The organism is Pseudomonas petroselini, from assembly GCF_045037875.1.
Classification (GTDB): Bacteria; Pseudomonadota; Gammaproteobacteria; order Pseudomonadales; family Pseudomonadaceae; genus Aquipseudomonas; species Aquipseudomonas petroselini.
In genome coordinates this window covers 2,331,075-2,353,027 of sequence record NZ_CP173614.1, presented here as the reverse complement: position 1 = coordinate 2,353,027, position 21,953 = coordinate 2,331,075, and the positions used below count along the sequence as shown (strand labels likewise).

Sequence of the window (21,953 nt, the reverse complement as noted above, 5' to 3'; positions counted from 1 at the left end):
ATCGGGGGCAAGTCGAATCGTCGCACCGCCCCTCCCACATTTTTATCCCAGTGTTGAATTTTTATTCGAGTACGACCAGGCGATTGGGCAGTTCGTTACGGGTTTGAGTCACCGGCACATGCACCTTGAGCAACTCGCCACAGGCTTCAATGCAGCTGATAAACCCCGCCAACGTCTGCCCCTGTTTCACCTGCTGGGTGAACGCCTTGACGATCGCATCCCAACTGCTGTCATCCAGGCACTTGGAAATGCCGTCATCCACCAGGATCTCCACATACCGCTCGGCCTCGCTGACGAAAATCAGCACCCCGGTACTCCCCACCGTGTGGTGCAGGTTCTGCTCCAGAAACTGCCGACGCGCCAGGTTCGAAGCACGCCAGTGACGGACCGAACGGGGGATGAGGCGCGTGGTCACCTTAGGCAGGCGAAACACCAGGCACAACACGATGAACGTCGCCCATTGCGCCAGCAGCAAGGTGTACATGGTCAGGTAGCCCGACAAGTAATGCACCACACCGGGCACCACCAAGGCGATCAGGCTGGCCCACAGCAGCGGGATATAGGCGTAGTCGTCCGCGCGAGCGGCCAGTACGGTCACCAGTTCCGCGTCAGTGGTTTTTTCCACCCGGGCGATCGCCTCGGCGACTTGGCGCTGCTCGTGTTCAGTCAGTAATGCCATGGTTGTCGTTGCTCTCTCATTATTATCATCACCAGCCGCCTGAAGCCCCGCCGCCGCCGAAGCCGCCACCGCCGCCCCGGAAACCACCGCCGCCGCCCCCACCACCACCGCCGCGTCCGCTGCTGCTGAGAATCGCCAGCAGGATAGCGCCCACCGGCAGCCCCATACGATGGCACAGCCACAACACACCGATCAGCAGGATAAACAAGCCGATGGAAAAAACCGGATTATCCTTGGCGAAGTTGGCGTCCGCCACATGGGCCGGCACGGCCAACGGTTCACCGCCGACCACCTGCACCATCGCGGCCACGCCGTCGCTGATGCCTTTGCTGTAGTGACCGGCTTTGAAAGACGGTGTGATCACCTGGTTGATGATCACCCACGACTGCGCGTCAGTGAGCACACCTTCGAGGCCATAGCCGACTTCGATGCGCAATTTGCGCTCATCGCGGGCGACGATCAACAGCGCGCCGTTGTCCTTGCCCTTCTGGCCGATGCCCCATTGGCGGCCGAGTTGATAACCGTAGTCCTCAATGGGCACGCCCTGCAGGTCTGGCACCGTGACCACCACGATCTGGTCGCCACGGGTTTGCTCCAGTGCCTGCAATTGCTGGGTAATCTGCTCGCGCACCGCCGGGTCGATCATCTGGGCGGTGTCCACCACCCGCCCGCTCAGCGCCGGGAAGCTCAGTGCGGCCTGGGCCACGCCGACGCAGGCCAACAGCCACAGCGCCAGGCCTATCCGTAATAAACGCATCGACACCTCAGTGCAGCCTTATTTGAACTTCACTTGCGGCGCTTTATCGGCATCGGCACTGGTGGCTTCAAACGTGGCGCGGATCGGCAAGTCGCTGTACATCACGCTGTGCCACAGGCGGCCAGGGAAAGTGCGGATCTCGGTGTTGTAGGCCTGAACGGCCTGGATAAAGTCGCGGCGGGCCACGGCGATACGGTTTTCGGTGCCTTCAAGCTGCGATTGCAGGGCCAGGAAATTCTGGTTGGCCTTCAGGTCCGGGTAGCGCTCGGACACCACCATCAGACGGCTGAGTGCGCCGCTCAAACCATCCTGGGCTTGCTGGAACTGCTTGAGTTTTTCCGGGTTGTCGAGGGTGCTGGCATCCACCTGGATCGAGGTGGCCTTGGCCCGCGCCTCAATCACGGCGGTGAGGGTGTCTTGCTCATGGGCGGCGTAGCCCTTGACCACTTCCACCAGGTTGGGGATCAGGTCGGCGCGGCGCTGGTACTGGTTCTGCACCTGGCCCCAGGCAGCCTTGGCCTGTTCGTCCAGGGTCGGGATGTTGTTGATGCCACAACCGCTCAGCACTGTGCTGATCAATAGCAAAACCGCGGCTTTCAAGCCCCAGCGGTAACCTTGTGCTGCTTGCATGGTGTTTCTCCTGCCCAATCTTGATGGAATGTTACGAGTGACCCTATACACCGCGCGCTTGGGGCATAATCCGCCACCACTGGAATGCATTGAGCCAATCAGCTACAAAGATGCCCAGCGCGAAAAAGAGTTCAGAGTGTGCTGCATTTATCTGAACAACACCCGAACAACAATAGACGCTCCCCACATTTTGGCCGCCAGCGTTCCCTTGATGCTGCGCAGTGAGCCGAAAAAGGATATTCATGAAAAAGCTGTGTTTGCTCGGCCTTGTTGCCACTCTGGCCACCCACCCCGTCTGGGCAGAAACAAAGCCTGCTGCGCTTAAAGACAAGGACGCCTTCGTCAGCGACCTGCTCAAGCAGATGACCCTGGACGAAAAGATCGGCCAATTGCGCCTGATCAGCATCGGCCCCGAGATGCCTCGCGAGCTGATCCGCAAGGAAATCGCCGCCGGCCGCATCGGTGGCACGTTCAACTCCATCACCCGCCCGGAAAACCGTCCGATGCAGGACGCGGCCATGCGCAGCCGCTTGAAGATCCCGATGTTCTTCGCCTATGACGTGATCCACGGCCACCGCACGATCTTCCCGATCAGCCTGGCCCTGGCGTCCAGCTGGGACATGGAGGCCATCGGCCGCTCGGGGCGCATTGCCGCCCAGGAAGCCGCCGCCGACAGCCTCGACATCACCTTCGCGCCGATGGTCGACATCTCCCGCGACCCACGCTGGGGCCGCACCTCCGAAGGTTTCGGTGAGGACACCTACCTGGTCTCGCGCATCGCCGAAGTGATGGTCAAGGCCTTCCAGGGCGTCAGCCCGGCGAATGCCGACAGCATCATGGCCAGCGTCAAGCACTTCGCCCTGTACGGCGCGGTGGAAGGGGGGCGCGACTACAACGTGGTCGACATGAGCCCGGTCAAGATGTACCAGGACTACCTGCCGCCCTACCACGCCGCAATCAAGGCCGGTTCCGGCGGCGTGATGGTGGCGCTGAATTCCATCAACGGCGTGCCCGCCACCGCCAACACCTGGCTGATGAACGACCTGTTGCGCAAGGACTGGGGCTTCAAGGGCCTGGCCGTGAGCGACCATGGCGCGATATTCGAGCTGATCAAGCACGGCGTGGCCAAGGACGGGCGTGAAGCCGCGAAGCTGGCGATCAAGGCCGGCATCGACATGAGCATGAACGACTCGCTGTACGGCAAGGAACTGCCGGGGCTGCTCAAGTCCGGAGAGATCGAGCAGAGCGACATCGACAATGCGGTGCGCGAAGTGCTCGGCGCCAAGTACGACATGGGCCTGTTCAAGGACCCGTACCTGCGCATCGGCAAGGCCGAGGATGACCCGGCCGACACCTACGCGGAAAGCCGCCTGCACCGCGCCGACGCGCGCGACATCGCGCGCCGCAGCCTGGTACTGCTGAAAAACCAGGACAACACCCTGCCGCTGAAAAAATCCGCGACCATTGCCCTGGTCGGCCCGCTGGCCAAGGCGCCGATCGACATGATGGGCAGTTGGGCAGCCGCCGGTAAGCCGGAACAATCGGTCACCCTGCTCGACGGCCTCAACGCGGTGATCGGCGAAAAAGGCAAGATCCTCTATGCCCGTGGCGCCAACATTACCAACGACAAGGCCGTGGTCGACTACCTCAACTTCCTCAACTTCGATGCACCGGAAGTGGTGGATGACACCCGTCCTGCCCAAGTGATGATCGACGAGGCGGTCAAAGCCGCCAAGGATGCGGACGTGGTGGTGGCCGCCGTGGGTGAATCCCGTGGCATGTCCCACGAATCCTCCAGCCGCACCGACCTGAACCTCCCACAAAGCCAGCGTGACCTGATCAAGGCCCTCAAAGCCACAGGCAAACCGCTGGTGCTGGTGCTGATGAACGGCCGCCCGCTGTCGATTCTGGAAGAAAACCAACAGGCCGACGCGATCCTGGAAACCTGGTTCGCCGGTACCGAAGGCGGCAACGCCATCGCCGACGTGCTGTTTGGTGACTACAACCCGTCGGGCAAACTGCCGATCACTTTCCCACGCTCGGTGGGGCAGATTCCGACCTACTACAACCACCTGACCATTGGCCGGCCGTTCACGCCAGGCAAGCCGGGCAACTACACCTCGCAGTACTTCGATGACACCACCGGGCCGCTGTTCCCGTTCGGGTATGGCTTGAGCTACACCACGTTCGGCCTGTCCGACATGGCGCTGTCCTCCACCACCCTGAACAAGACCGGCAAGCTCGACGCCAGCGTCACCGTGACCAACACCGGCAAGGTGGACGGCGAAACCGTGGTGCAGCTGTATATCCAGGACGTGGCCGGTTCGATGATCCGCCCGATCAAAGAGCTGAAGAACTTCCAGAAGGTCATGCTCAAGGCTGGCGAAGAGCGCACCCTGCATTTCACCATCACCGAAGAAGACCTGAAGTTCTACAACACCCAGCTCAAATTCGCCGCAGAACCGGGCGAGTTCAATGTGCAGATCGGGCTGGACTCCCAGGATGTGCAGCAACAGACTTTTGAATTGCTCTGAGTCCAAACGCGGTTAGAAATGTGGGAGGGGGCTTGCTCCCGATGACGGTGGGTCAGTCAGCATATTGGTTACTGACCCACTGCCATCGGGAGCAAGCCCCCTCCCACATTTTTTAGCCTCGTCGATCGAGCAAATTCACCACCAACCGATCAATCCACCCCCACACGCGCTGCTTCACCCGCCGCCACAACGGCCGCGACTTCCACGCCTCCAGGCTCACCGCCTGGCTCTGGGCAAAATCCCGCTCGAAACTGCCCGCCACTGCCAACGTCAACTCCGGGTCCAACGCCTCCAGATTGGCTTCCAGGTTGAAGCGCAAATTCCAATGGTCGAAGTTGCACGAACCAATGCTCACCCAATCGTCCACCAGCACCATCTTCAAGTGCAGGAAACACGGCTGATACTCGAAAATCTGCACACCCGCACGCAGCAAACGCGGGTAATAGCGATGCCCGGCATAACGCACCGACGGATGATCGGTACGCGGGCCGGTGAGCAGCAAACGCACGTCGACACCGCGCCCGGCGGCACGGCGCAAGGCACGGCGCACGCCCCAGGTCGGCAGAAAATACGGGGTAGCCAGCCAGATACGCTGCTGGCTGTTGTTCAAGGCGCGGATCAGCGATTGCAGGATATCGCGGTGCTGACGGGCGTCGGCGTAGGCCACCCGACCAAGCCCCGGCCCGGTCGCCGGTACCTTTGGCAAACGCGGCAAACCAAAATGGGTCGCCGGCTTCCACTCCCGGCGGGCGGCGTTGGCATGCCATTGGCGGTCGAACAACGCCTGCCAGTCCAGCACCAGCGGGCCGCTGATCTGCACCATCACTTCATGCCAATCGGCGGTGTCTTGCCCTGGCGTCCAGAACTCATCGGTGACACCCGTGCCGCCGACCACGGCGATTTCCTGGTCGATCAACAACAGCTTGCGGTGGTCGCGGTACAGGTTGCGCATCCAGCGGCGCCAGCTCAGGCGATTGTAGAACCGCAACTCCACACCCACGTCGGTCAGGCGTTTGCGCAACCCAAGGGTAAACGCCAGGCTGCCGTAATCATCAAATAGGCAACGCACCCGCACGCCGCGTTCGGCGGCCTGCACCAGGGCTTTCACCATTTCTTCGGCGCAGGCTCCGGCTTCGACCAGATACAACTCCAGATCAACCTGGCGCTCCGCCCGCGCAATGCCCACCAGCATCTGCGGAAAAAAACGCGGCCCGTCGATCAACAACTCGAACCGGTTGGCGCTGCGCCATGGGAACACCGCACCGCTCACGTCAGCGCGCCGTAAAAATCAGCACCGCACCCACCGGCACCGACAAACTGATCGACTTAAGCCCCGCCGCCTTACGCAACATGGCCACGCCCGGCGCCAGGTCGAAGTCCTCCGCATGCAACACCACCGGCTCCAGGGTCACCACCTGGAAACGCCGGTCATCGAGGCGCGTGGCCAACAGCTCGGCGCTGTAGGTCTGGGTCTTACCGTGCAGGGTGACGCTCAGCGGCAAACGCAATTCCAATTGCGCGCCGGGCGCCAGGTCGTTGATGGGTTGCAGGTTGATCTGCGCGTTGATCAGCGCATCGGGGAACGTCTTGATCTCGAACAACTGATTGCGCATGCGCTCATCGCGCAGTGGAATGCCGCTGTTGACCGACTCCAGCTCCACCTCCAATTGCGCAGCGCCCTTGCTGTCGACTTTGCCGTGCAGCACCAGGAAGCGCTGCACCTCAGCGATCTCGGTGTTTTTGGTGGTGACGAAGGAAAGGCGCGAGGACTCATTGTCCAGGTACCAGTCGGCATGGGCGGGCACGGCGGCGCAGGTCAACAGTGTGAAGGCCAGTGGTTTGACATTGAACATAAAGACTCATGAGGCAAAAAACCTGCAGGAACCTTAACTGTGCCGTGTGCCGGGCGCAATGGAACTGACAACGCCGATCAACTGTGGAAGCAGGTGGGTCAGGGATTAAGCCGACACCCCTGCCGCTCCCCCAACCACCGTGCACTGTGGGTACGCCCCAACCCGCTCGCCGTCACTTCACTGCGCTCCGGGTTATCGAGGAACGCGCTGGTCGGCACGTATTGCTTCACATACCCACGGCAATACTCCGCCGGATTATTCATCACATACCGACACGAGCAATACTCCTTGGCCGTATACGCCGCGATGATGTCGGGGAAGGCTTGCAGGTTGACGCGCTCGTGCCAGATCCACCCCAGCAGGGCGAGCAACAGCAACAAAAACAGGCTGATAAACGGACGACGACGGATCATGGCTGCACCGCCGCAAGCACGTGTTTGAGCAGTTCATTGTGGCGATAGCTGCCGTCGCGGTCATCGCCGTAGCGCACGATCACCAGGTGTTCGTCAGGCATCACAAACAGCGCCTGGCCCCAATGGCCGAGGGCCGCAAAAGTGTCGGCGGGCGCGTCTGGCCAGGGCCGCGGCGCACCTTGGTTAAGCCACCAGTGGCCGCCGGGAACGGCTTCGTCCTGGCCGGTTTTGTATTTATCGAACGGCTGACGGTTGAAGGCGACCCAGTCTTTGGGCAGCAACTGTTGATCACCCCAGCGCCCCTCCCGTGCCATCAGCAGGCCGACACGCGCCAGGTCGCGAGCGGTGAGGTAGGCGTAGGACGAGGCGACGAAGGTCTCGTCGGCGTCGGTTTCCCAGGTGGCGTTGCGGATGCCCAGCGGCTTGAACAGCGCATCCCACGGGTAACTCACGTAGGCCTTGTGACCGAGCATGCCTTTAAGGGCGGCGGACAAAATAGTGCTGTCGCCGCTGGAATATCGAAAAGCCTGGCCCGGAGGGCTGGCCGCTGCGGTGTCTGCGGCAAAGTCGGCCATGTCACCGCGACCGCGGGTGTAGAGCATCGCCACCACCGAAGATTTCAGCGGCGCATATTCGTAGTCTTCCTGCCAGTCCAGGCCCGAGGCCCAGTGCAGCAGGTCGGCCATGGTCACGCTCGGGTGCTGTTTCATGGGCGGGTAAAAACGCGCCACCGGGTCGGACAATTTGAAACGGTTATCGCCGTAGGCCACACCCAATACGGTGGCCATCAGGCTTTTGCTGATGGACCAGGTCAGGTGTGGCGTGCTGGCCGTGGTGGGCGCGGCGTAACGTTCATAGATGACCTCGCCGTCGCGGATCACCAGCAACGCGTCGGTGCGAATGCCTTGGCGGGTAGCGTCGTCCCGCACCGGGAACGCGTAGGCGTCCAAGGCATCGACAGCAGGACCTGAGAGTGGCGTGCCCTTGGCCCATTCTTTATCGGGCCAGGTTTCGGCGTGGGCGACAACGGTAACGAACAGCAAGGCAACGCACAGCAGGCCTCTGACCATGGACGCAAACTCAAGGGGGCATTCAAGTGCGCGAGCCTAGCCGAGGCTGATGACAGATTTGCGACAGGATGGGCTGTCATCCAAGCGTCACCATAACTTCATGGAGATGACACCGAGCCTACATAGCCTGACTTTGGACAACAAAGTCGACCGGCCGAAATCGTGGCCGGCACTCGGAGACTCGCCATGACTCAGATCGCCCGCATCAGCGACACCGGCAATGAACGCCGTCTGCAAGCCGAACGCCTGGTTGGCGCGCAGGCGTTGCAGGAAGCCCAGGCCCTGCGGTTCAACGTGTTCAGCGGCGAGTTCAACGCCAAGCTGAAAGGCGCTGAGCTGGGCCTGGACATGGATGACTATGATGTTCACTGCAGCCACATCGGCGTGCGGGACTTGAACAGCGGTCGACTCGTCGCCACCACCCGTTTGCTCGACCACCAGGCCGCCAGCACCCTGGGCCGGTTCTACAGTGAAGAAGAATTCAGCCTGCATGGCCTGCTGCATTTGCAGGGCCCAATCCTGGAAATCGGCCGTACCTGCGTCGACCCGGCCTACCGCAATGGCGGCACCATCGCCGTGTTATGGGGCGAGTTGGCTGAAGTGCTCAACCAGGGCGGCTACAGCTACCTGATGGGCTGCGCGAGCATCCCGATGCACGACGGCGGCATCCAGGCCCACGCGATCATGCAACGCCTGCGCGAACGCTACTTGTGCAATGAACACCTGCGCGCCGAACCGAAAAAACCGTTGCCGGCGCTGGACCTGCCATCCAACGTGATCGCCGAGATGCCGCCACTGCTCAAGGCTTATATGCGCCTGGGTGCGAAGATCTGCGGCGAGCCGTGCTGGGATGAAGATTTCCAGGTGGCCGACGTGTTCATCCTGCTCAAGCGCGATGAGTTGTGCCCACGTTACGCCCGTCACTTCAAGGCGGCGATGTGATGAGTCGCCTGCGGATTTACGGGCGCATCGCCCGCGTGTTGTTGGTGGTGGCGCTGGGCTTGAGCATGGCCAGCGTGTTCGGGCTGTTTGAGCGTCTGGGCGTGGCCAACTCGATGGTGCGGCGCCAGCGTTGGTCGCGGTTTTTCATGGCGCGGCTGACCAATGCCCTGCCCTTTCGTGTGACGGTGCACGGTGAGCTGCCGACGCAGCCGATGCTGTGGGTGAGCAATCACGTGTCATGGACCGACATTCCGTTGCTGGGCGCCGTGGCGCCGATGTCATTTTTGTCCAAGGCCGAAGTGCGTACCTGGCCGGTGGCGGGCTGGTTGGCAGCCAAGGCCGGTAGCTTGTTTATCCGCCGAGGGTCGGGCGACAGCCAGTTGATCCGCAAGCAGATGACCCGCCATCTGGAACAACAGCACCCGCTGTTGATGTTTCCCGAAGGCACCACCACCGACGGGCGCAGCCTGCGTACGTTCCACGGGCGCTTGCTGGCCAGTGCGATCGATGCCGATGTGTCGCTGCAACCGGTGGCGATCCGTTATTTGCGTGATGGCCAGGTAGACCCGCTGGCACCGTTTATTGGCGATGATGATTTGCTCTCGCACCTGATGCGTCTGTTTGCCAATGATCAGGGCGATGTGGAAATCCATGTGCTCAAGCCGATTGCCTGCGCCGGGCAGGAACGCGCGGCGCTGGCGTACCAGGCGCAGCAGGCGGTGCAGAAGGCCTTGTTTGGGCCGGTGCCGGAGGTTGAACACGTGGCTGCCAGACCTGCATTCGCCGCCTGATATGAGCTAAACACTGTTGCAAATGTGGGAGGGGGCTTGCTCCCGATAGCGGTGTGTCAGTCACGGCATGTGCTGACTGAAGTACTGCTATCGGGAGCAAGCCCCCTCCCACATTTACCTCTGCGAGCCCAGTTGGAATTGGGCAAATTTTTGTAGCTCTGGATAGAACCGCCGGAAGTCCTCACTCAACGGCTCATATAACACCCGCAACTCCTGCATCGCATGCCCCAGCTCTTCCGGCTGTGTCAGCCGCCGCGAAATCCCCCGCAACACCTGCTCCATCACCGCGAACTCACGGTAAGAACCCAACCAATCATCCGCCGCCATGTACGGCGCAATCTGCGCCAGGCGCCCCGGCAATTGCGGCTCGGCCGCCAGCACGCGGTACACCTGCGAGGTGAAGCGCTCCAACGGCTGGTCGGCATACAGCGCCCAGTCCCGCGCCAGGCAGTGGTCGAAAAACACATCGAGGACGATTCCGGCATAGCGCCGGCGAGTCAGGCTGAAGCGCGACAGTGCCTCCCCCACCAGCGGGTGGCTGTCGGTAAAACGATCAATCGAGCGGTGCAGTTGGATCGCCGCTTCGATTTGCGGGCTGAACTGGCCCTGCAGGCGCCCTTTGACGAAGTCGCCATAGAGACTGCCCAGCAGTTGCGCAGGAAGTTGGCCGCCCAAGTGCAGATGTGCGAGATAATTCATGGCGCGCAGTCTACCACTGCCGACAATGTATCGTTATAACCCGATATACCGATTTGGCCTGTCCTCAGAGCAAAATCATATTGGTATATCGGGATACAACGATTTAAGGTTCGCCTCATCGCGATATAACGCTGCACCACACCGAGCACCTGCCATGTCCATCGACCTCGACGAAATAATAAAAGCACTGGCGCACCCAGTACGACGAGACATCCTCACCTGGCTCAAAGACCCGAAAGTGCAGTTCCCCGAGCAACTGCACAACCACGAGTACGGCATCTGCGCCGGGCAGATCGACCAGCGTTGCGGCCTGTCCCAGTCAACGGTGTCGGCTCACTTGGCGACCTTGCAACGGGCGGGATTGATCAGCAGCCAGAAGGCCGGGCAGTGGCACTTTTTCAAACGCAACGAGGAAACCATCCAGGCGTTCCTCGCCGCGCTCACCACTGAACTCAGCGCCGACGACAACGCAGCGCTGTAACAAGGAAACGATAATGCCCCTCTCGCTACTCATACTGGCCCTCAGCGCCTTCGCCATCGGCACCACCGAGTTCGTCATCATGGGCCTGCTGCCCGATGTTGCGGCGGACCTCGGCGTGTCGATTCCCGGCGCCGGCTGGCTGGTCACCGGCTACGCCCTGGGCGTGGCCATCGGTGCACCTTTCATGGCACTGGCCACCGCCAAGCTGCCACGCAAGGCCGCCCTGGTAGCGTTGATGGGCATCTTCATTATCGGCAACCTGCTCTGCGCCCTGGCCAGTGACTACAACGTGCTGATGTTTGCCCGTGTGGTCACCGCGCTATGCCACGGTGCGTTCTTTGGTATTGGATCGGTGGTCGCCGCCAACCTGGTACCGGCCAACAAGCGTGCCTCGGCCGTGGCCTTGATGTTCACCGGTTTAACCCTGGCCAACGTGCTCGGTGTACCGCTGGGCACCGCGCTCGGCCAGGAAGCCGGCTGGCGCTCGACCTTCTGGGCGGTGACGGTGATTGGTGTGGTGGCGTTGATCGGCCTGATCCGCTTCCTGCCCGCCAAACGTGATGAAGAGAAACTCGACATGCGCGCCGAACTGGCAGCCCTCAAGGGCGCCGGTATCTGGCTGTCGCTGAGCATGACCGCGCTGTTTGCCGCGTCGATGTTCACCCTCTTCACTTACGTCGCGCCGCTGCTGGGCGACGTCACCGGCGTGTCGCCCAAAGGCGTGACCTGGACGCTGCTGTTGATCGGCCTGGGCCTCACCGTCGGCAACATCATCGGCGGCAAGCTGGCGGACAAGCGCCTGGCGGCCACCCTGATCGGCGTGTTCGTCAGCATGGCGGTGGTCTCGACGGCCCTGACCTGGACCAGCGTCGCGGTGATTCCGACCGAAATCACCCTGTTCCTCTGGGCCACCGCCTCGTTCGCCGCCGTACCCGCGCTGCAGATCAACGTGGTGACCTTCGGCAAAGCCGCACCGAACCTGGTGTCCACCCTTAACATCGGCGCCTTCAACATCGGCAATGCCCTCGGCGCCTGGGTCGGCGGCAGTGTGATCGCCCACGGTTTCGGCCTGACCAGCGTGCCGTTGGCCGCAGCGGCCCTGGCGATTCTCGCGCTGCTGGTGACCTTGATTACTTTCCGTCAGAGCGGCGATGCCGACCTGGCCCCTGCGACCCACTGATCAACCACTTAAAGAGAAGGGTGTTATCCCATGACGACTATTTTCGATCCGATCAAACTGGGCGACCTGGAACTGTCGAACCGCATCATCATGGCGCCGCTGACCCGCTGCCGTGCCGACGCCGGTCGCGTGCCCAACGCGCTGATGGCCGAGTACTACGTGCAGCGCGCTTCCGCCGGGCTGATCCTCAGCGAAGCCACCTCGGTGACGCCGCTGGGCGTGGGCTATCCGGACACCCCGGGCATCTGGTCCAACGACCAAGTGCGCGGCTGGGCCAACGTGACCAAGTCGGTGCATGGCGCGGGCGGCAAGATCTTCCTGCAACTGTGGCATGTGGGCCGTATTTCCCATGAGTCCTACCTGAACGGCGAAACGCCGGTTGCCCCCAGCGCGATCCAGCCTAAAGGCCACGTCAGCCTGGTGCGCCCTCTGGCCGACTACCCGACCCCACGCGCCCTGGAGACCGCTGAAATCGCCGACATCGTCGACGCCTACCGCACCGGAGCCGAGAACGCCAAGGCCGCCGGCTTCGACGGCGTGGAAATCCACGGCGCCAACGGTTACCTGCTCGACCAGTTCCTGCAGAGCAGCACCAATAAGCGCACTGACCAGTACGGCGGCTCCCTGGAAAACCGTGCACGCCTGCTGCTGGAAGTGACCGATGCGGCCATCGAAGTCTGGGGCGCCGGCCGCGTTGGTGTGCACCTGGCACCCCGTGCCGACTCCCACGACATGGGCGACGACAACCTGGCGGAAACTTTCACCTACGTCGCCAGTGAACTGGGCAAACGTGGTATCGCCTTCATCTGCTCGCGTGAAAAAGAAGGCGCCGACAGCCTCGGCCCACAACTGAAAAAAGCCTTCGGCGGCGCGTACATCGCCAACGAACGTTTCACCAAGGACAGCGCCAACGCTTGGTTGGCCGAAGGTAAAGCCGATGCCGTGGCCTGGGGCGTGCCGTTCATTGCCAACCCGGATTTGCCAGCGCGTTTGAAAGCCGATGCGCCGCTCAACGAAGCACGTCCGGACAGCTTCTACAGCAAAGGCCCGGTCGGCTACATCGACTACCCGACCCTGGCGCTGTAATCGCCTTAGACGCAAAAAAAATGTGGGAGGGGGCTTGCTCCCGATGGCAGTGTGTCAGTCAGAGATGTTCTCACTGAACCCTAGCCATCGGGAGCAAGCCCCCTCCCACATGTTTGACACTCTGTTGCCCTTGGAAACACTCCTTCACAGCCCTGCAACAAAATCGCTACAAAATACTTAGGCGGCTACCTATCAACCGCCCGCCAGCCCGTATATAAAGTCACCCCACCATCAGGCAGAAGGACGATTGACGGTCCTTGGGCTTTACTGTTGACACACCCTGATGCAATTACGCATTTTGTCTCAATTGCGCAGGCTGGGGCTCCAGCGCAGCATGTCCAGCCCTGCATCCACCCAGCGTTCCGCCTCCTGATGTAACTGGAAGCTGTCGGGGACCAGCAGCCACTGGCCGATCAGCCCATTGATGTAGGCGTGAATGCACACCGCGCCACGGGTGGTATCGAGGTTTTCCGGAAGTTGCCCGCGATGGACCGCGTTACGCAATGTCAGGCCGATGCGCAGGTTGCATTCCAGGCTGTGGGTCTGGCGTTGGCGGCGCATGTCGCACATTTCATCGGTGAATTCGCACTTATGAAACAAGATCTCATTGATGCGCCGGGTTTTCGGGTCCAGGGCCACTTGATGGAACAGATGAATCAACAGCTTGCGCATGCAGCCCAGCGGGTCGAGTTCATCCTCGCTTTCACTGGCGCGGGCCAGTTCGTCCAGCGGCTCATGCAAGGTATCGAGCAGCGCCTGCAACAGATCGGATTTATTGCTGAAATGCCAATAGATGGCGCCCCGCGTCACACCGGCCAGCGCGGCAATGTCCGCCAGCGTGGTGCGCGCAACGCCGCGTTCATAGAAGGCTTGCTCGGCGGCGTCGAGAATTTGGCTGCGCGTTTCCTGAGCTTCCTCTTTGGTGCGACGAACCATGGCAGTAAAACCTCAATCAGGACACTGGGGGCTATCGTTAACGCAACGTTAATAGACGTAAACGATCATCCGAATATTTGTGGGACGACACCGTCATGGGTGCCGAACGTAATGGAATCGAGGCTTCGGGCGTTGCTTTGTCAACACTCCGCGAAGCCTGTCAAGAGTTTACAAACAACCATGAACGTAAGTATATTGCGTAGCAAGCTACTTATCCACTCACAGCTTGTTTTTTACCCTTCCACACTTCTTGTGCGCACCCTGCGCGCCTGACCCGAGGATCTTCATGCAACTTAAGCCAGCTGTTACCGCTCTGGTCACTGCCGTCGCCCTGGCATCGCTGCTCAGCGGATGTAAAAAGGAAGAAGCGGCTCCGCCCGCTCAAACCCCTCAGGTCGGCGTGGTCACTATTCAACCGCAAGCCTTTACCCTGACGTCCGAGTTGCCAGGCCGCACCACGGCCTATCGCATCGCGGAAGTTCGCCCGCAGGTCAACGGCATCATTCTCAAGCGTCTATTCAAGGAAGGCGCGGACGTGAAGGAAGGGCAACAGCTCTACCAGATCGACCCGTCGGTGTATGAAGCCACCCTGAAAAGCGCACAGGCCAGCCTGACGCAGACCAAGTCCATCTCCGACCGCTACAAGCAGTTGGTCGATGAGCAAGCCGTCAGCCGCCAGGAATACGACACCGCCGTCGCCAACCGCATGACCGCGGAAGCAAACGTTCAAACCGCCCAGATCAACGTGCGCTACACCAAAGTGTTCGCGCCGATCTCCGGGCGTATCGGCCGTTCTTCGGTGACCGAGGGCGCGCTGGTCAGCAACGGCCAGGCCGACTCTATGGCCGTCATCCAACAACTGGACCCGATCTACGTCGACGTCACGCAGTCTTCCGCTGAAATGCTGAAGCTGCGCCGCGACCTGGAAAGCGGCCAACTGGAAAAAGCCGGCGCCAATGCCGCCAAGGTCAAGCTGACCCTGGAAGACGGCAGCGACTACGGCCAGGACGGCAAGCTGGAGTTCTCCGAAGTGTCGGTCGACCAGACCACCGGTTCCGTGACCCTGCGCGCTGTGTTCCCCAACCCTGACCACACCCTGCTGCCGGGCATGTTCGTGCACGCCCAGTTGCAAGCCGGCGTGAACAGCAAGGCCATCCTGGCGCCACAGCAGGGCGTGACCCGCGACCTCAAGGGCACCCCGACGGCGCTGATCGTCAATGCCGACAACAAGGTCGAGCAGCGTGAACTGGTGGCCAACCGTACCGCCGGCGCCTACTGGCTGGTGGAAAAAGGCTTGAACGCCGGTGACCGTGTGATCACCGAAGGCTTGCAGTACGTCAAGCCGGGCGCCGAGGTCAAGGTCAAGGAGGCTGACAACGCCAAGCCTGCCGGTACTGCTGCTCCCGCTGCCGCTGCTGGCAAAGGGGAGTAATCCATGTCGAAATTTTTTATCGACCGTCCCATTTTCGCCTGGGTAATTGCCCTGGTGATCATGCTGGTCGGGGCACTGTCGATCCTGAAGTTGCCCATCAACCAGTACCCGGCCATCGCGCCAACCGCCATCGATATCCAGGTGACCTACCCAGGCGCGTCCGCACAAACCGTGCAGGACACCGTGGTGCAGGTGATCGAGCAACAACTCAACGGTATCGACAACCTGCGTTATGTCGCCTCGGACAGTAACTCCGACGGCAGCATGACCATCACCGCGACGTTCAACCAGGGTACCAACCCGGACATCGCCCAGGTTCAGGTGCAGAACAAGCTGAACCTGGCGACGCCGCTGTTGCCGCAAGAGGTGCAGCAGCAGGGTATCCGCGTCACCAAGTCGGTGAAGAACTTCCTGATGGTGATTGGTCTGGTGTCGGAAGACGGCAGCATGACCAAGGACGACCTGTCCAACTACATCGTGTCCAACATCCAGGACCCGATCTCGCGGACCGCGGGTGTGGGTGACTTCCAGGTCTTCGGCTCGCAGTACGCCATGCGTATCTGGCTGGATCCGGCCAAGCTGAACAACTTCCAGCTGACCCCGGTCGACGTCAGCACCGCCATCTCCGCGCAGAACGTCCAGGTCGCCACCGGTCAATTGGGCGGCCTGCCTGCCCTGCCCGGCAACCAGCTGAACGCAACCATCATCGGCAAGACCCGTCTGCAGACGGCCGAGCAATTCGGCAACATCCTGATGAAGGTCAATGCCGACGGTTCCCAGGTTCGCCTGCATGACGTCGCCCGTATCGAACTGGGTGGCCAGAACTACAGCATCAGTGCGCAGTTCAACGGCAAGCCGGCGTCCGGTATGGCGATCAAGCTGGCCTCGGGCGCCAACGCCCTGGACACCGGCAAGGCCATTCGTGCAACCGTTGCGTCGCTCGAACCGTTCTTCCCGCCAGGCATGAAGGCGGTGGTGCCCTATGACACCACACCGGTAGTGACGGAATCGATCTCCGGCGTAGTGGACACCCTGGTCGAAGCGATCGTACTGGTGTTCCTGGTGATGTTCCTGTTCCTGCAGAACTTCCGCGCCACCATCATCACCACCATGACCGTACCGGTGGTATTGCTGGGTACCTTCGGGATCCTGGCGGCGTTCGGTTTCACCATCAACACCTTGACCATGTTCGGCATGATCCTGGCCATCGGCTTGCTGGTGGACGATGCCATCGTCGTGGTGGAAAACGTCGAGCGGGTCATGGCCGAGGAACACCTGTCGCCCAAGGAGGCGACGGTCAAGTCCATGGGCCAGATCCAGGGCGCCCTGGTAGGTATTGCCCTGGTGCTGTCGGCGGTACTGCTGCCCATGGCGTTCTTCGGCGGCTCCACGGGTGTGATCTACAAGCAGTTCTCCATCACCATCGTTTCGGCTATGGCGTTGTCGGTACTGGTTGCACTGATCTTCACCCCGGCCCTGTGCGCCACCATGCTCAAGCCGATTGATCCGGAAAAACACGGCCAGCCCAAGCGTGGGTTCTTCGGCTGGTTCAACCGCACCTTCGACCGTGGCGTACTGAGCTACGAGCGCGGTGTGGGCAACATGATCAAGCACAAGATCCCAGCGTTCCTGGTGTACGCGCTGATCATCGTCGGCATGATCTGGCTGTTCATGCGCATTCCTGCCGCGTTCCTGCCGGACGAAGACCAGGGCGTGATCTTTGCCCAGGTACAGACACCGGTCGGCTCCTCGGCTGAGCGTACGCAAAAAGTCATCGACGACATGCGCGCCTACCTGCTCAATGACAAGGAAGGCGAGCCGGGCGAAGGCAAAGGCGTTAAGTCCGTGTTTACCGTCAACGGCTTCAACTTCGCCGGTCGTGGCCAAAGTTCGGGCCTGGCCTTCGTGATGCTCAAGCCGTGGGATGAACGCGATGCGTCCAACTCGGTGTTCGAGATTGCCAAGCGCGCCCAGGGCTACTTCATGCAGACATTCCAGGACGCCATGGTATTTGCCATCGTTCCGCCGTCTGTACTGGAACTGGGCAACGCCACCGGTTTCGACGTGTTCCTGCAAGACCAGGGCGGCGTCGGCCATGAAAAATTGATGGCGGCCCGTAACCAGTTCCTGGGCATGGCGGCCCAGAGCAAGATCCTGGCCGGTGTGCGCCCTAACGGCGTCAACGATGAGCCGCAATACGAGCTCACTGTTGACGACGAGAAGGCCAGCGCCCAAGGCATCACGCTGTCGAACATCAACCAGACCCTGGCGATTGCCTTGGGTGGCAGCTACGTCAACGACTTCATCGACCGTGGTCGAGTGAAGAAGGTGTACGTGCAAGGTGAAGCCGCCAGCCGCATGTCGCCTGAAGACCTGAACAAATGGTACGTGCGCAGCGACTCCGGGAAGATGGTGCCGCTGTCGGCCATCGCGTCGGGCAAGTGGATCTTCGGTTCGCCGAAACTCTCACGCTACAACGGGGTAGCGGCGATGGAAATCCTCGGCACCCCGGCACCGGGCTACAGTACCGGTGACGCCATGGCCGAAGTCGAGCGTATCGCCAAGCAACTGCCTGCGGGTATTGGTTATGCGTGGACCGGCCTGTCGTACGAAGAACGTTTGTCCGGCTCCCAGGCACCTGCGTTGTACGCCTTGTCGCTGCTGGTGGTGTTCCTGTGCCTCGCAGCACTGTACGAAAGCTGGTCGATCCCGATTGCGGTGATTTTGGTAGTGCCGCTAGGGGTTGTCGGTGCGTTGATGGCAACCAGCATGCGCGGGTTGTCCAACGACGTGTTCTTCCAAGTGGGCTTGTTGGTGACGGTGGGCCTGGCGGCGAAAAACGCCATCCTGATCGTGGAGTTCGCCAAAGAACTCCACGAACAAGGCAAAGGCATCGTCGAGGCGGCCATCGAAGCATCCCGCATGCGTCTGCGCCCGATCATCATGACCTCCATGGCGTTCGTCCTCGGCGTACTGCCGCTGGCGATCTCCTCGGGTGCCGGTTCAGGCAGCCAGCACGCAATCGGTACTGGCGTAATTGGCGGTATGATCACGGCTACTGTGTTGGCGATCTTCTGGGTACCGTTGTTCTTCGCAACCGTGTCCGCCATCGGCGACCGTAAACCGAAAGAAACCAAGCAAACTCCTAAAGAGGCTGGCCAATGAGCAAGTCGCTACTTTCCCTAGCCGTCACGGCATTCGTGCTCAGTGGCTGCTCGCTGATACCTGACTACCAGCGCCCTGAAGCGCCGGTAGCGGCACAGTTCCCGCAGGGGCCGGCGTATTCGTCGGCCCAGGCGCCGAGCCAGGCCGCTGCCGAGCAGGGCTGGAAGCAGTTTTTCCATGACCCTGCCCTGCAACAGCTGATCCAGACCGCGCTGGTGAACAACCGTGACCTGCGCGTCGCGGCCCTGAACATCGACGCGTATGCCGCGCAGTACCGCATCCAGCGTGCCGACCTGTTCCCGGCCGTGTCGGCCAATGGCAGCGGCAGCCGCCAGCGTGTGCCGGCACGGGCCTCGCAGACCGGCGAAGCGAACATCACCAGCCAGTATTCGGCCACCCTCGGGATCAGCTCCTATGAGTTGGACCTGTTCGGCCGTGTGCGCAGCCTGAGTGAAGAAGCGCTGCAGAAGTACTTCGCCACTGAAGAAGCACGCCGCAGCACCCAGATCAGCCTGGTGGCCAGCGTGGCCAACGCCTACCTGACCTGGCAGGCCGACAAGGAACTGCTCAAGCTGACCCAGGACACCCTGGGCGCGTTCGAGCAGAGCTTCAAGCTCACCTCGCGCAGCAACGAAGTCGGCGTGGCCTCGGCCCTCGACCTGAGCCAGGCGCGTACCTCGGTGGAAAACGCCCGCGTGCAGCTTGCCCGGTATACCCGCCAGGTCGCCCAGGATGAAAACAGCCTGATCCTGCTGCTGGGCACCGGCCTGCCGGCGAATATCGCCAGCAAGCCGCTGTCGGATGACCTGCTCAGCGAAGTGCCGGCCGGGTTGCCGTCAGACCTGCTGCAACGTCGTCCCGACATCCTGCAGGCCGAGTACAACCTCAAGGCCGCCAACGCCAATATCGGCGCGGCCCGTGCCGCGTTCTTCCCGAGCATCAGCTTGACGGCCAACGCCGGCACCCTGAGCCCGGACCTCGGCGGCCTGTTCAAAGGCGGCTCGGGCACCTGGTCGTTCGCCCCGCAGATCAACATCCCGATCTTCAACGCCGGCAGCCTGCGCGCCAGCCTGGACTACTCGAAGATCCAGAAAGAGATCAACGTGGCGAACTACGAGAAGGCGATCCAGACCGGCTTCCAGGAAGTCTCCGACGGCCTCGCCTCGCGTGAAACCTACAAGCAGCAGCTGGAGGCCCAGCGTGGCTTCGTCGCGGCCAACCAGGATTACTACCGCCTGGCCGAGCGTCGCTACCGCATTGGTGTCGACAGCAACCTGACGTTCCTCGATGCCCAGCGCCAACTGTTCAGTGCCCAGCAATCGCTGATCACCGACCGCCTGGCGCAGCTGACCAGCGAGGTCAACCTGTACAAGGCCCTCGGCGGTGGCTGGAACGAGCAGACCGCGAAGAACGAGCCGTTGAAAGAAGAAGCACCGGCAATGAAGTTGTTCTGATGCTGGCGTAAACAAAAAACCGCTTCCTTCACCGGAAGCGGTTTTTTTATGCCCGTTTTTGGCGCGAACGCAGGTTGCCTTGCTTTTCGCCCAACCTTTCAGGATAAAATTGGTTACAGATTCTTACAGACCACAGAGGGAGCTTGTCGTAATGATCGTAGGAATCGACCTGGGGACCACCAACAGTCTCGCGGCCGTCTGGCGCGGTGATGCCGCCGAATTAGTGCCCAATGCCCTTGGCCAGTTGCTGACCCCCAGCGTGGTCGGGCTGGATGATCAAGGCCGTGTCCTGGTAGGCCAGGCAGCCAAAGAGCGCCTGCACACCCACCCGCACCTGACCACTTCGCTGTTCAAGCGCTACATGGGCAGTGCCACCGAAGTGCGCCTGGGCGATCGCTCGTTTCGCCCGGAAGAACTCTCCGCGCTGGTGCTCAAAAGCCTCAAGGAGGACATCGAGCGCACCTACGGCCACACCGTCACCGACGCCGTGATCAGCGTGCCCGCCTATTTCAGCGACGGCCAACGCAAAGCCACACGCATTGCCGGTGAACTGGCGGGGCTCAACGTTGAAAAACTGATCAACGAACCCACCGCTGCCGCCCTCGCCTACGGCCTGCATCAGCGCGATAAAGAAACCTCGTTCTTGGTCTTCGACCTCGGCGGCGGCACCTTCGACGTGTCGATCATCGAGCTGTTCGACGGCGTGATGGAAGTGCGCGCCAGCGCCGGTGACAACTTCCTCGGCGGCGAAGACTTCGACACCCTGTTGCTGGAACACTTCGTCGACAGCCAACGCAATGCCCAAGGCTTCCCGCCCACCAGCAGCGTGCTGCAAGCCCTGCGCCGCGAAGCCGAACGCGTGCGCAAAGCCCTTGGCCAGGATGACAGCGCCGAGTTCGCCCTGCGTGTCGACGGCCAGCAGTGGGTAAAAACCATCACCCAGCAGGAGCTGGCCAAGCTCTACACGCCGCTGCTGGAGCGCCTGCGTGCGCCGATTGAGCGGGCCCTGCGGGATGCGCGGATTCGTGTCAGCGACCTGGATGAAATCCTGCTGGTGGGCGGCACCACGCGCATGCCGTTGGTGCGCAAGCTCGCCGCCGGTCTGTTCGGCCGCTTCCCGTCCATCAGCCTCGACCCGGACCAAGTGGTCGCCCACGGCGCCGCGATCCAAGCGGCACTCAAGGCGCGCTCCGCAGCACTGGAAGAAGTGGTGCTGACCGACGTCTGCCCCTATACCCTCGGCATCGAAACCTCGAACCAGTACGGCGGCCATATCGAAAGCGGCCACTACCTGCCGCTGATCGAACGCAACAGCAGCGTGCCGGTGAGCCGGGTCAAAAGCGTGGTCACCCTGTACGACGACCAGACCCGCGTCCTGCTGAAGATCTACCAGGGCGAAAGCCGCCTGGTCAAAGACAACATCGAGCTGGGCCAACTGGACATCCCAGTGCCCAAGCGCAAGGCCGGTGAAGTGTCGTTGGACGTGCGCTTCACCTACGACAACAACGGTCTGCTGGAAGCCCAGGTGAATATCCCGCTGACCGGCGAGCAGCACTCGCTGGTGATCGAGAACAACCCCGGCGTGCTCAGCCCCGACGAGATCCAGCAACGCCTGCAAGCGCTGGCGCAGTTGAAGGTTCACCCGCGCGACCAGCAGGTCAACACCGTGCTGACGGCGCGCCTCGAACGCCTCTACCAGGAAAATCTCGGCGAACTGCGCGAGCAGCTCGGGCACTGGGCCGCACAGTTCCAGCAAGTGCTCGACACCCAGGACGAACGCCGCATCCGCGAAGCCCGCAGCGAACTGACCCGACAACTTGAGCAGCTCGACAACGGGTTCTGGCGCTGAGG

At 61.6% G+C, this 21,953-nt stretch carries 19 protein-coding genes; 10 read left to right on the top strand and 9 right to left on the bottom strand.

The window, feature by feature from the left end; genetic code table 11:
* Nucleotides 1-61 precede the first annotated feature (61 nt).
* Genes ACI512_RS10915 through ACI512_RS10905 form a run of 3 tightly spaced genes read right to left on the bottom strand, consistent with a single transcriptional unit; the run spans nucleotide 62 to nucleotide 2,066 of the window.
* Nucleotides 62-679, bottom strand: a complete 618-nt coding sequence (locus ACI512_RS10915) for a TPM domain-containing protein (protein ID WP_064055021.1) — start codon at nucleotides 677-679, stop codon at nucleotides 62-64.
* Between the two features lie 28 nt (nucleotides 680-707).
* Nucleotides 708-1,436 (bottom strand): YgcG family protein, encoded by a 729-nt coding sequence (locus ACI512_RS10910; RefSeq protein WP_043204939.1) that lies wholly within the window; start codon nucleotides 1,434-1,436, stop codon nucleotides 708-710.
* 18 nt (nucleotides 1,437-1,454) lie between these two features.
* Nucleotides 1,455-2,066, bottom strand: a complete 612-nt coding sequence (locus tag ACI512_RS10905; protein ID WP_046034499.1) for a LemA family protein — start codon at nucleotides 2,064-2,066, stop codon at nucleotides 1,455-1,457.
* Nucleotides 2,067-2,308: 242 nt separating this feature from the next.
* Between ACI512_RS10905 and bglX the strand changes: the two genes are divergently transcribed.
* On the top strand, nucleotides 2,309-4,600 hold the full coding sequence (gene bglX / locus ACI512_RS10900) for a beta-glucosidase BglX (RefSeq protein ID WP_236381155.1): 2,292 nt from the start codon (nucleotides 2,309-2,311) through the stop codon (nucleotides 4,598-4,600).
* A gap of 112 nt (nucleotides 4,601-4,712) precedes the next feature.
* Here bglX and ACI512_RS10895 read toward each other — a convergent pair whose 3' ends face one another.
* The 4 genes from ACI512_RS10895 to ACI512_RS10880 form a co-directional block, all read right to left on the bottom strand.
* Nucleotides 4,713-5,870: a phosphatidylserine/phosphatidylglycerophosphate/cardiolipin synthase family protein gene (locus ACI512_RS10895; RefSeq protein WP_236381154.1), complete on the bottom strand. Its 1,158-nt coding sequence runs from the start codon at nucleotides 5,868-5,870 to the stop codon at nucleotides 4,713-4,715.
* Nucleotide 5,871: 1 nt separating this feature from the next.
* On the bottom strand, nucleotides 5,872-6,453 hold the full coding sequence (locus tag ACI512_RS10890; RefSeq protein WP_064055017.1) for a YceI family protein: 582 nt from the start codon (nucleotides 6,451-6,453) through the stop codon (nucleotides 5,872-5,874).
* A 98-nt stretch (nucleotides 6,454-6,551) separates the two neighbouring features.
* Nucleotides 6,552-6,866 carry an amidase gene (locus ACI512_RS10885; RefSeq protein WP_236381153.1) on the bottom strand — a complete coding sequence of 105 codons (315 nt, stop codon included), beginning with the start codon at nucleotides 6,864-6,866 and terminating at the stop codon, nucleotides 6,552-6,554.
* Nucleotides 6,863-7,936, bottom strand: a complete 1,074-nt coding sequence (locus tag ACI512_RS10880) for a serine hydrolase (RefSeq protein WP_236381152.1) — start codon at nucleotides 7,934-7,936, stop codon at nucleotides 6,863-6,865. Before ACI512_RS10880 ends, ACI512_RS10885 begins: the two co-directional genes overlap by 4 nt.
* 186 nt (nucleotides 7,937-8,122) lie before the next feature.
* Here ACI512_RS10880 and olsB point away from each other — a divergent pair, with 186 nt between their 5' ends.
* Nucleotides 8,123-8,878: an L-ornithine N(alpha)-acyltransferase gene (olsB, locus tag ACI512_RS10875; protein ID WP_003172415.1), complete on the top strand. Its 756-nt coding sequence runs from the start codon at nucleotides 8,123-8,125 to the stop codon at nucleotides 8,876-8,878.
* A complete protein-coding gene (locus tag ACI512_RS10870; protein WP_064055014.1) occupies nucleotides 8,878-9,669 on the top strand; it encodes a lysophospholipid acyltransferase family protein in 792 nt (263 codons plus the stop codon). Before olsB ends, ACI512_RS10870 begins: the two co-directional genes overlap by 1 nt.
* A gap of 114 nt (nucleotides 9,670-9,783) precedes the next feature.
* On the opposite strand, the gene ACI512_RS10865 is transcribed toward ACI512_RS10870, so the two are convergent.
* Complete coding sequence (locus ACI512_RS10865) at nucleotides 9,784-10,368, bottom strand: ACP phosphodiesterase (protein ID WP_231808017.1); 585 nt, start codon at nucleotides 10,366-10,368, stop codon at nucleotides 9,784-9,786.
* Between the two features lie 154 nt (nucleotides 10,369-10,522).
* On the opposite strand from ACI512_RS10865, the gene ACI512_RS10860 reads away from it, so the two are divergent.
* Genes ACI512_RS10860 through ACI512_RS10850 form a run of 3 tightly spaced genes read left to right on the top strand, consistent with a single transcriptional unit; the run spans nucleotide 10,523 to nucleotide 13,115 of the window.
* The gene (locus tag ACI512_RS10860) at nucleotides 10,523-10,849 is read left to right on the top strand and encodes a helix-turn-helix transcriptional regulator (RefSeq protein WP_012722694.1); all 327 of its coding nucleotides are present in this window, start codon (nucleotides 10,523-10,525) and stop codon (nucleotides 10,847-10,849) included.
* A 13-nt stretch (nucleotides 10,850-10,862) separates the two neighbouring features.
* Nucleotides 10,863-12,029, top strand: a complete 1,167-nt coding sequence (locus ACI512_RS10855) for an MFS transporter (protein ID WP_012722693.1) — start codon at nucleotides 10,863-10,865, stop codon at nucleotides 12,027-12,029.
* 30 nt (nucleotides 12,030-12,059) lie between these two features.
* Nucleotides 12,060-13,115 carry an alkene reductase gene (locus ACI512_RS10850; RefSeq protein ID WP_231808019.1) on the top strand — a complete coding sequence of 352 codons (1,056 nt, stop codon included), beginning with the start codon at nucleotides 12,060-12,062 and terminating at the stop codon, nucleotides 13,113-13,115.
* 303 nt (nucleotides 13,116-13,418) lie between these two features.
* On the opposite strand, the gene ACI512_RS10845 is transcribed toward ACI512_RS10850, so the two are convergent.
* Nucleotides 13,419-14,051 (bottom strand): TetR family transcriptional regulator, encoded by a 633-nt coding sequence (locus ACI512_RS10845; protein WP_012722686.1) that lies wholly within the window; start codon nucleotides 14,049-14,051, stop codon nucleotides 13,419-13,421.
* A 286-nt stretch (nucleotides 14,052-14,337) separates the two neighbouring features.
* On the opposite strand from ACI512_RS10845, the gene ACI512_RS10840 reads away from it, so the two are divergent.
* The 4 genes from ACI512_RS10840 to ACI512_RS10825 all read left to right on the top strand — a co-directional run bounded on the left by ACI512_RS10840 (nucleotide 14,338) and on the right by ACI512_RS10825 (nucleotide 21,951).
* A complete protein-coding gene (locus ACI512_RS10840; RefSeq protein WP_012722685.1) occupies nucleotides 14,338-15,483 on the top strand; it encodes an efflux RND transporter periplasmic adaptor subunit in 1,146 nt (381 codons plus the stop codon).
* 3 nt (nucleotides 15,484-15,486) lie between these two features.
* Nucleotides 15,487-18,648, top strand: a complete 3,162-nt coding sequence (locus ACI512_RS10835) for an efflux RND transporter permease subunit (protein ID WP_064055011.1) — start codon at nucleotides 15,487-15,489, stop codon at nucleotides 18,646-18,648.
* Nucleotides 18,645-20,102, top strand: a complete 1,458-nt coding sequence (gene adeC / locus ACI512_RS10830; protein ID WP_236381151.1) for an AdeC/AdeK/OprM family multidrug efflux complex outer membrane factor — start codon at nucleotides 18,645-18,647, stop codon at nucleotides 20,100-20,102. The genes ACI512_RS10835 and adeC overlap by 4 nt, the downstream gene beginning before the upstream one ends.
* Before the next feature lie 151 nt (nucleotides 20,103-20,253).
* A complete protein-coding gene (locus ACI512_RS10825) occupies nucleotides 20,254-21,951 on the top strand; it encodes a molecular chaperone HscC (RefSeq protein ID WP_064055010.1) in 1,698 nt (565 codons plus the stop codon).
* The last annotated feature ends 2 nt before the right edge of the window (nucleotides 21,952-21,953 follow it).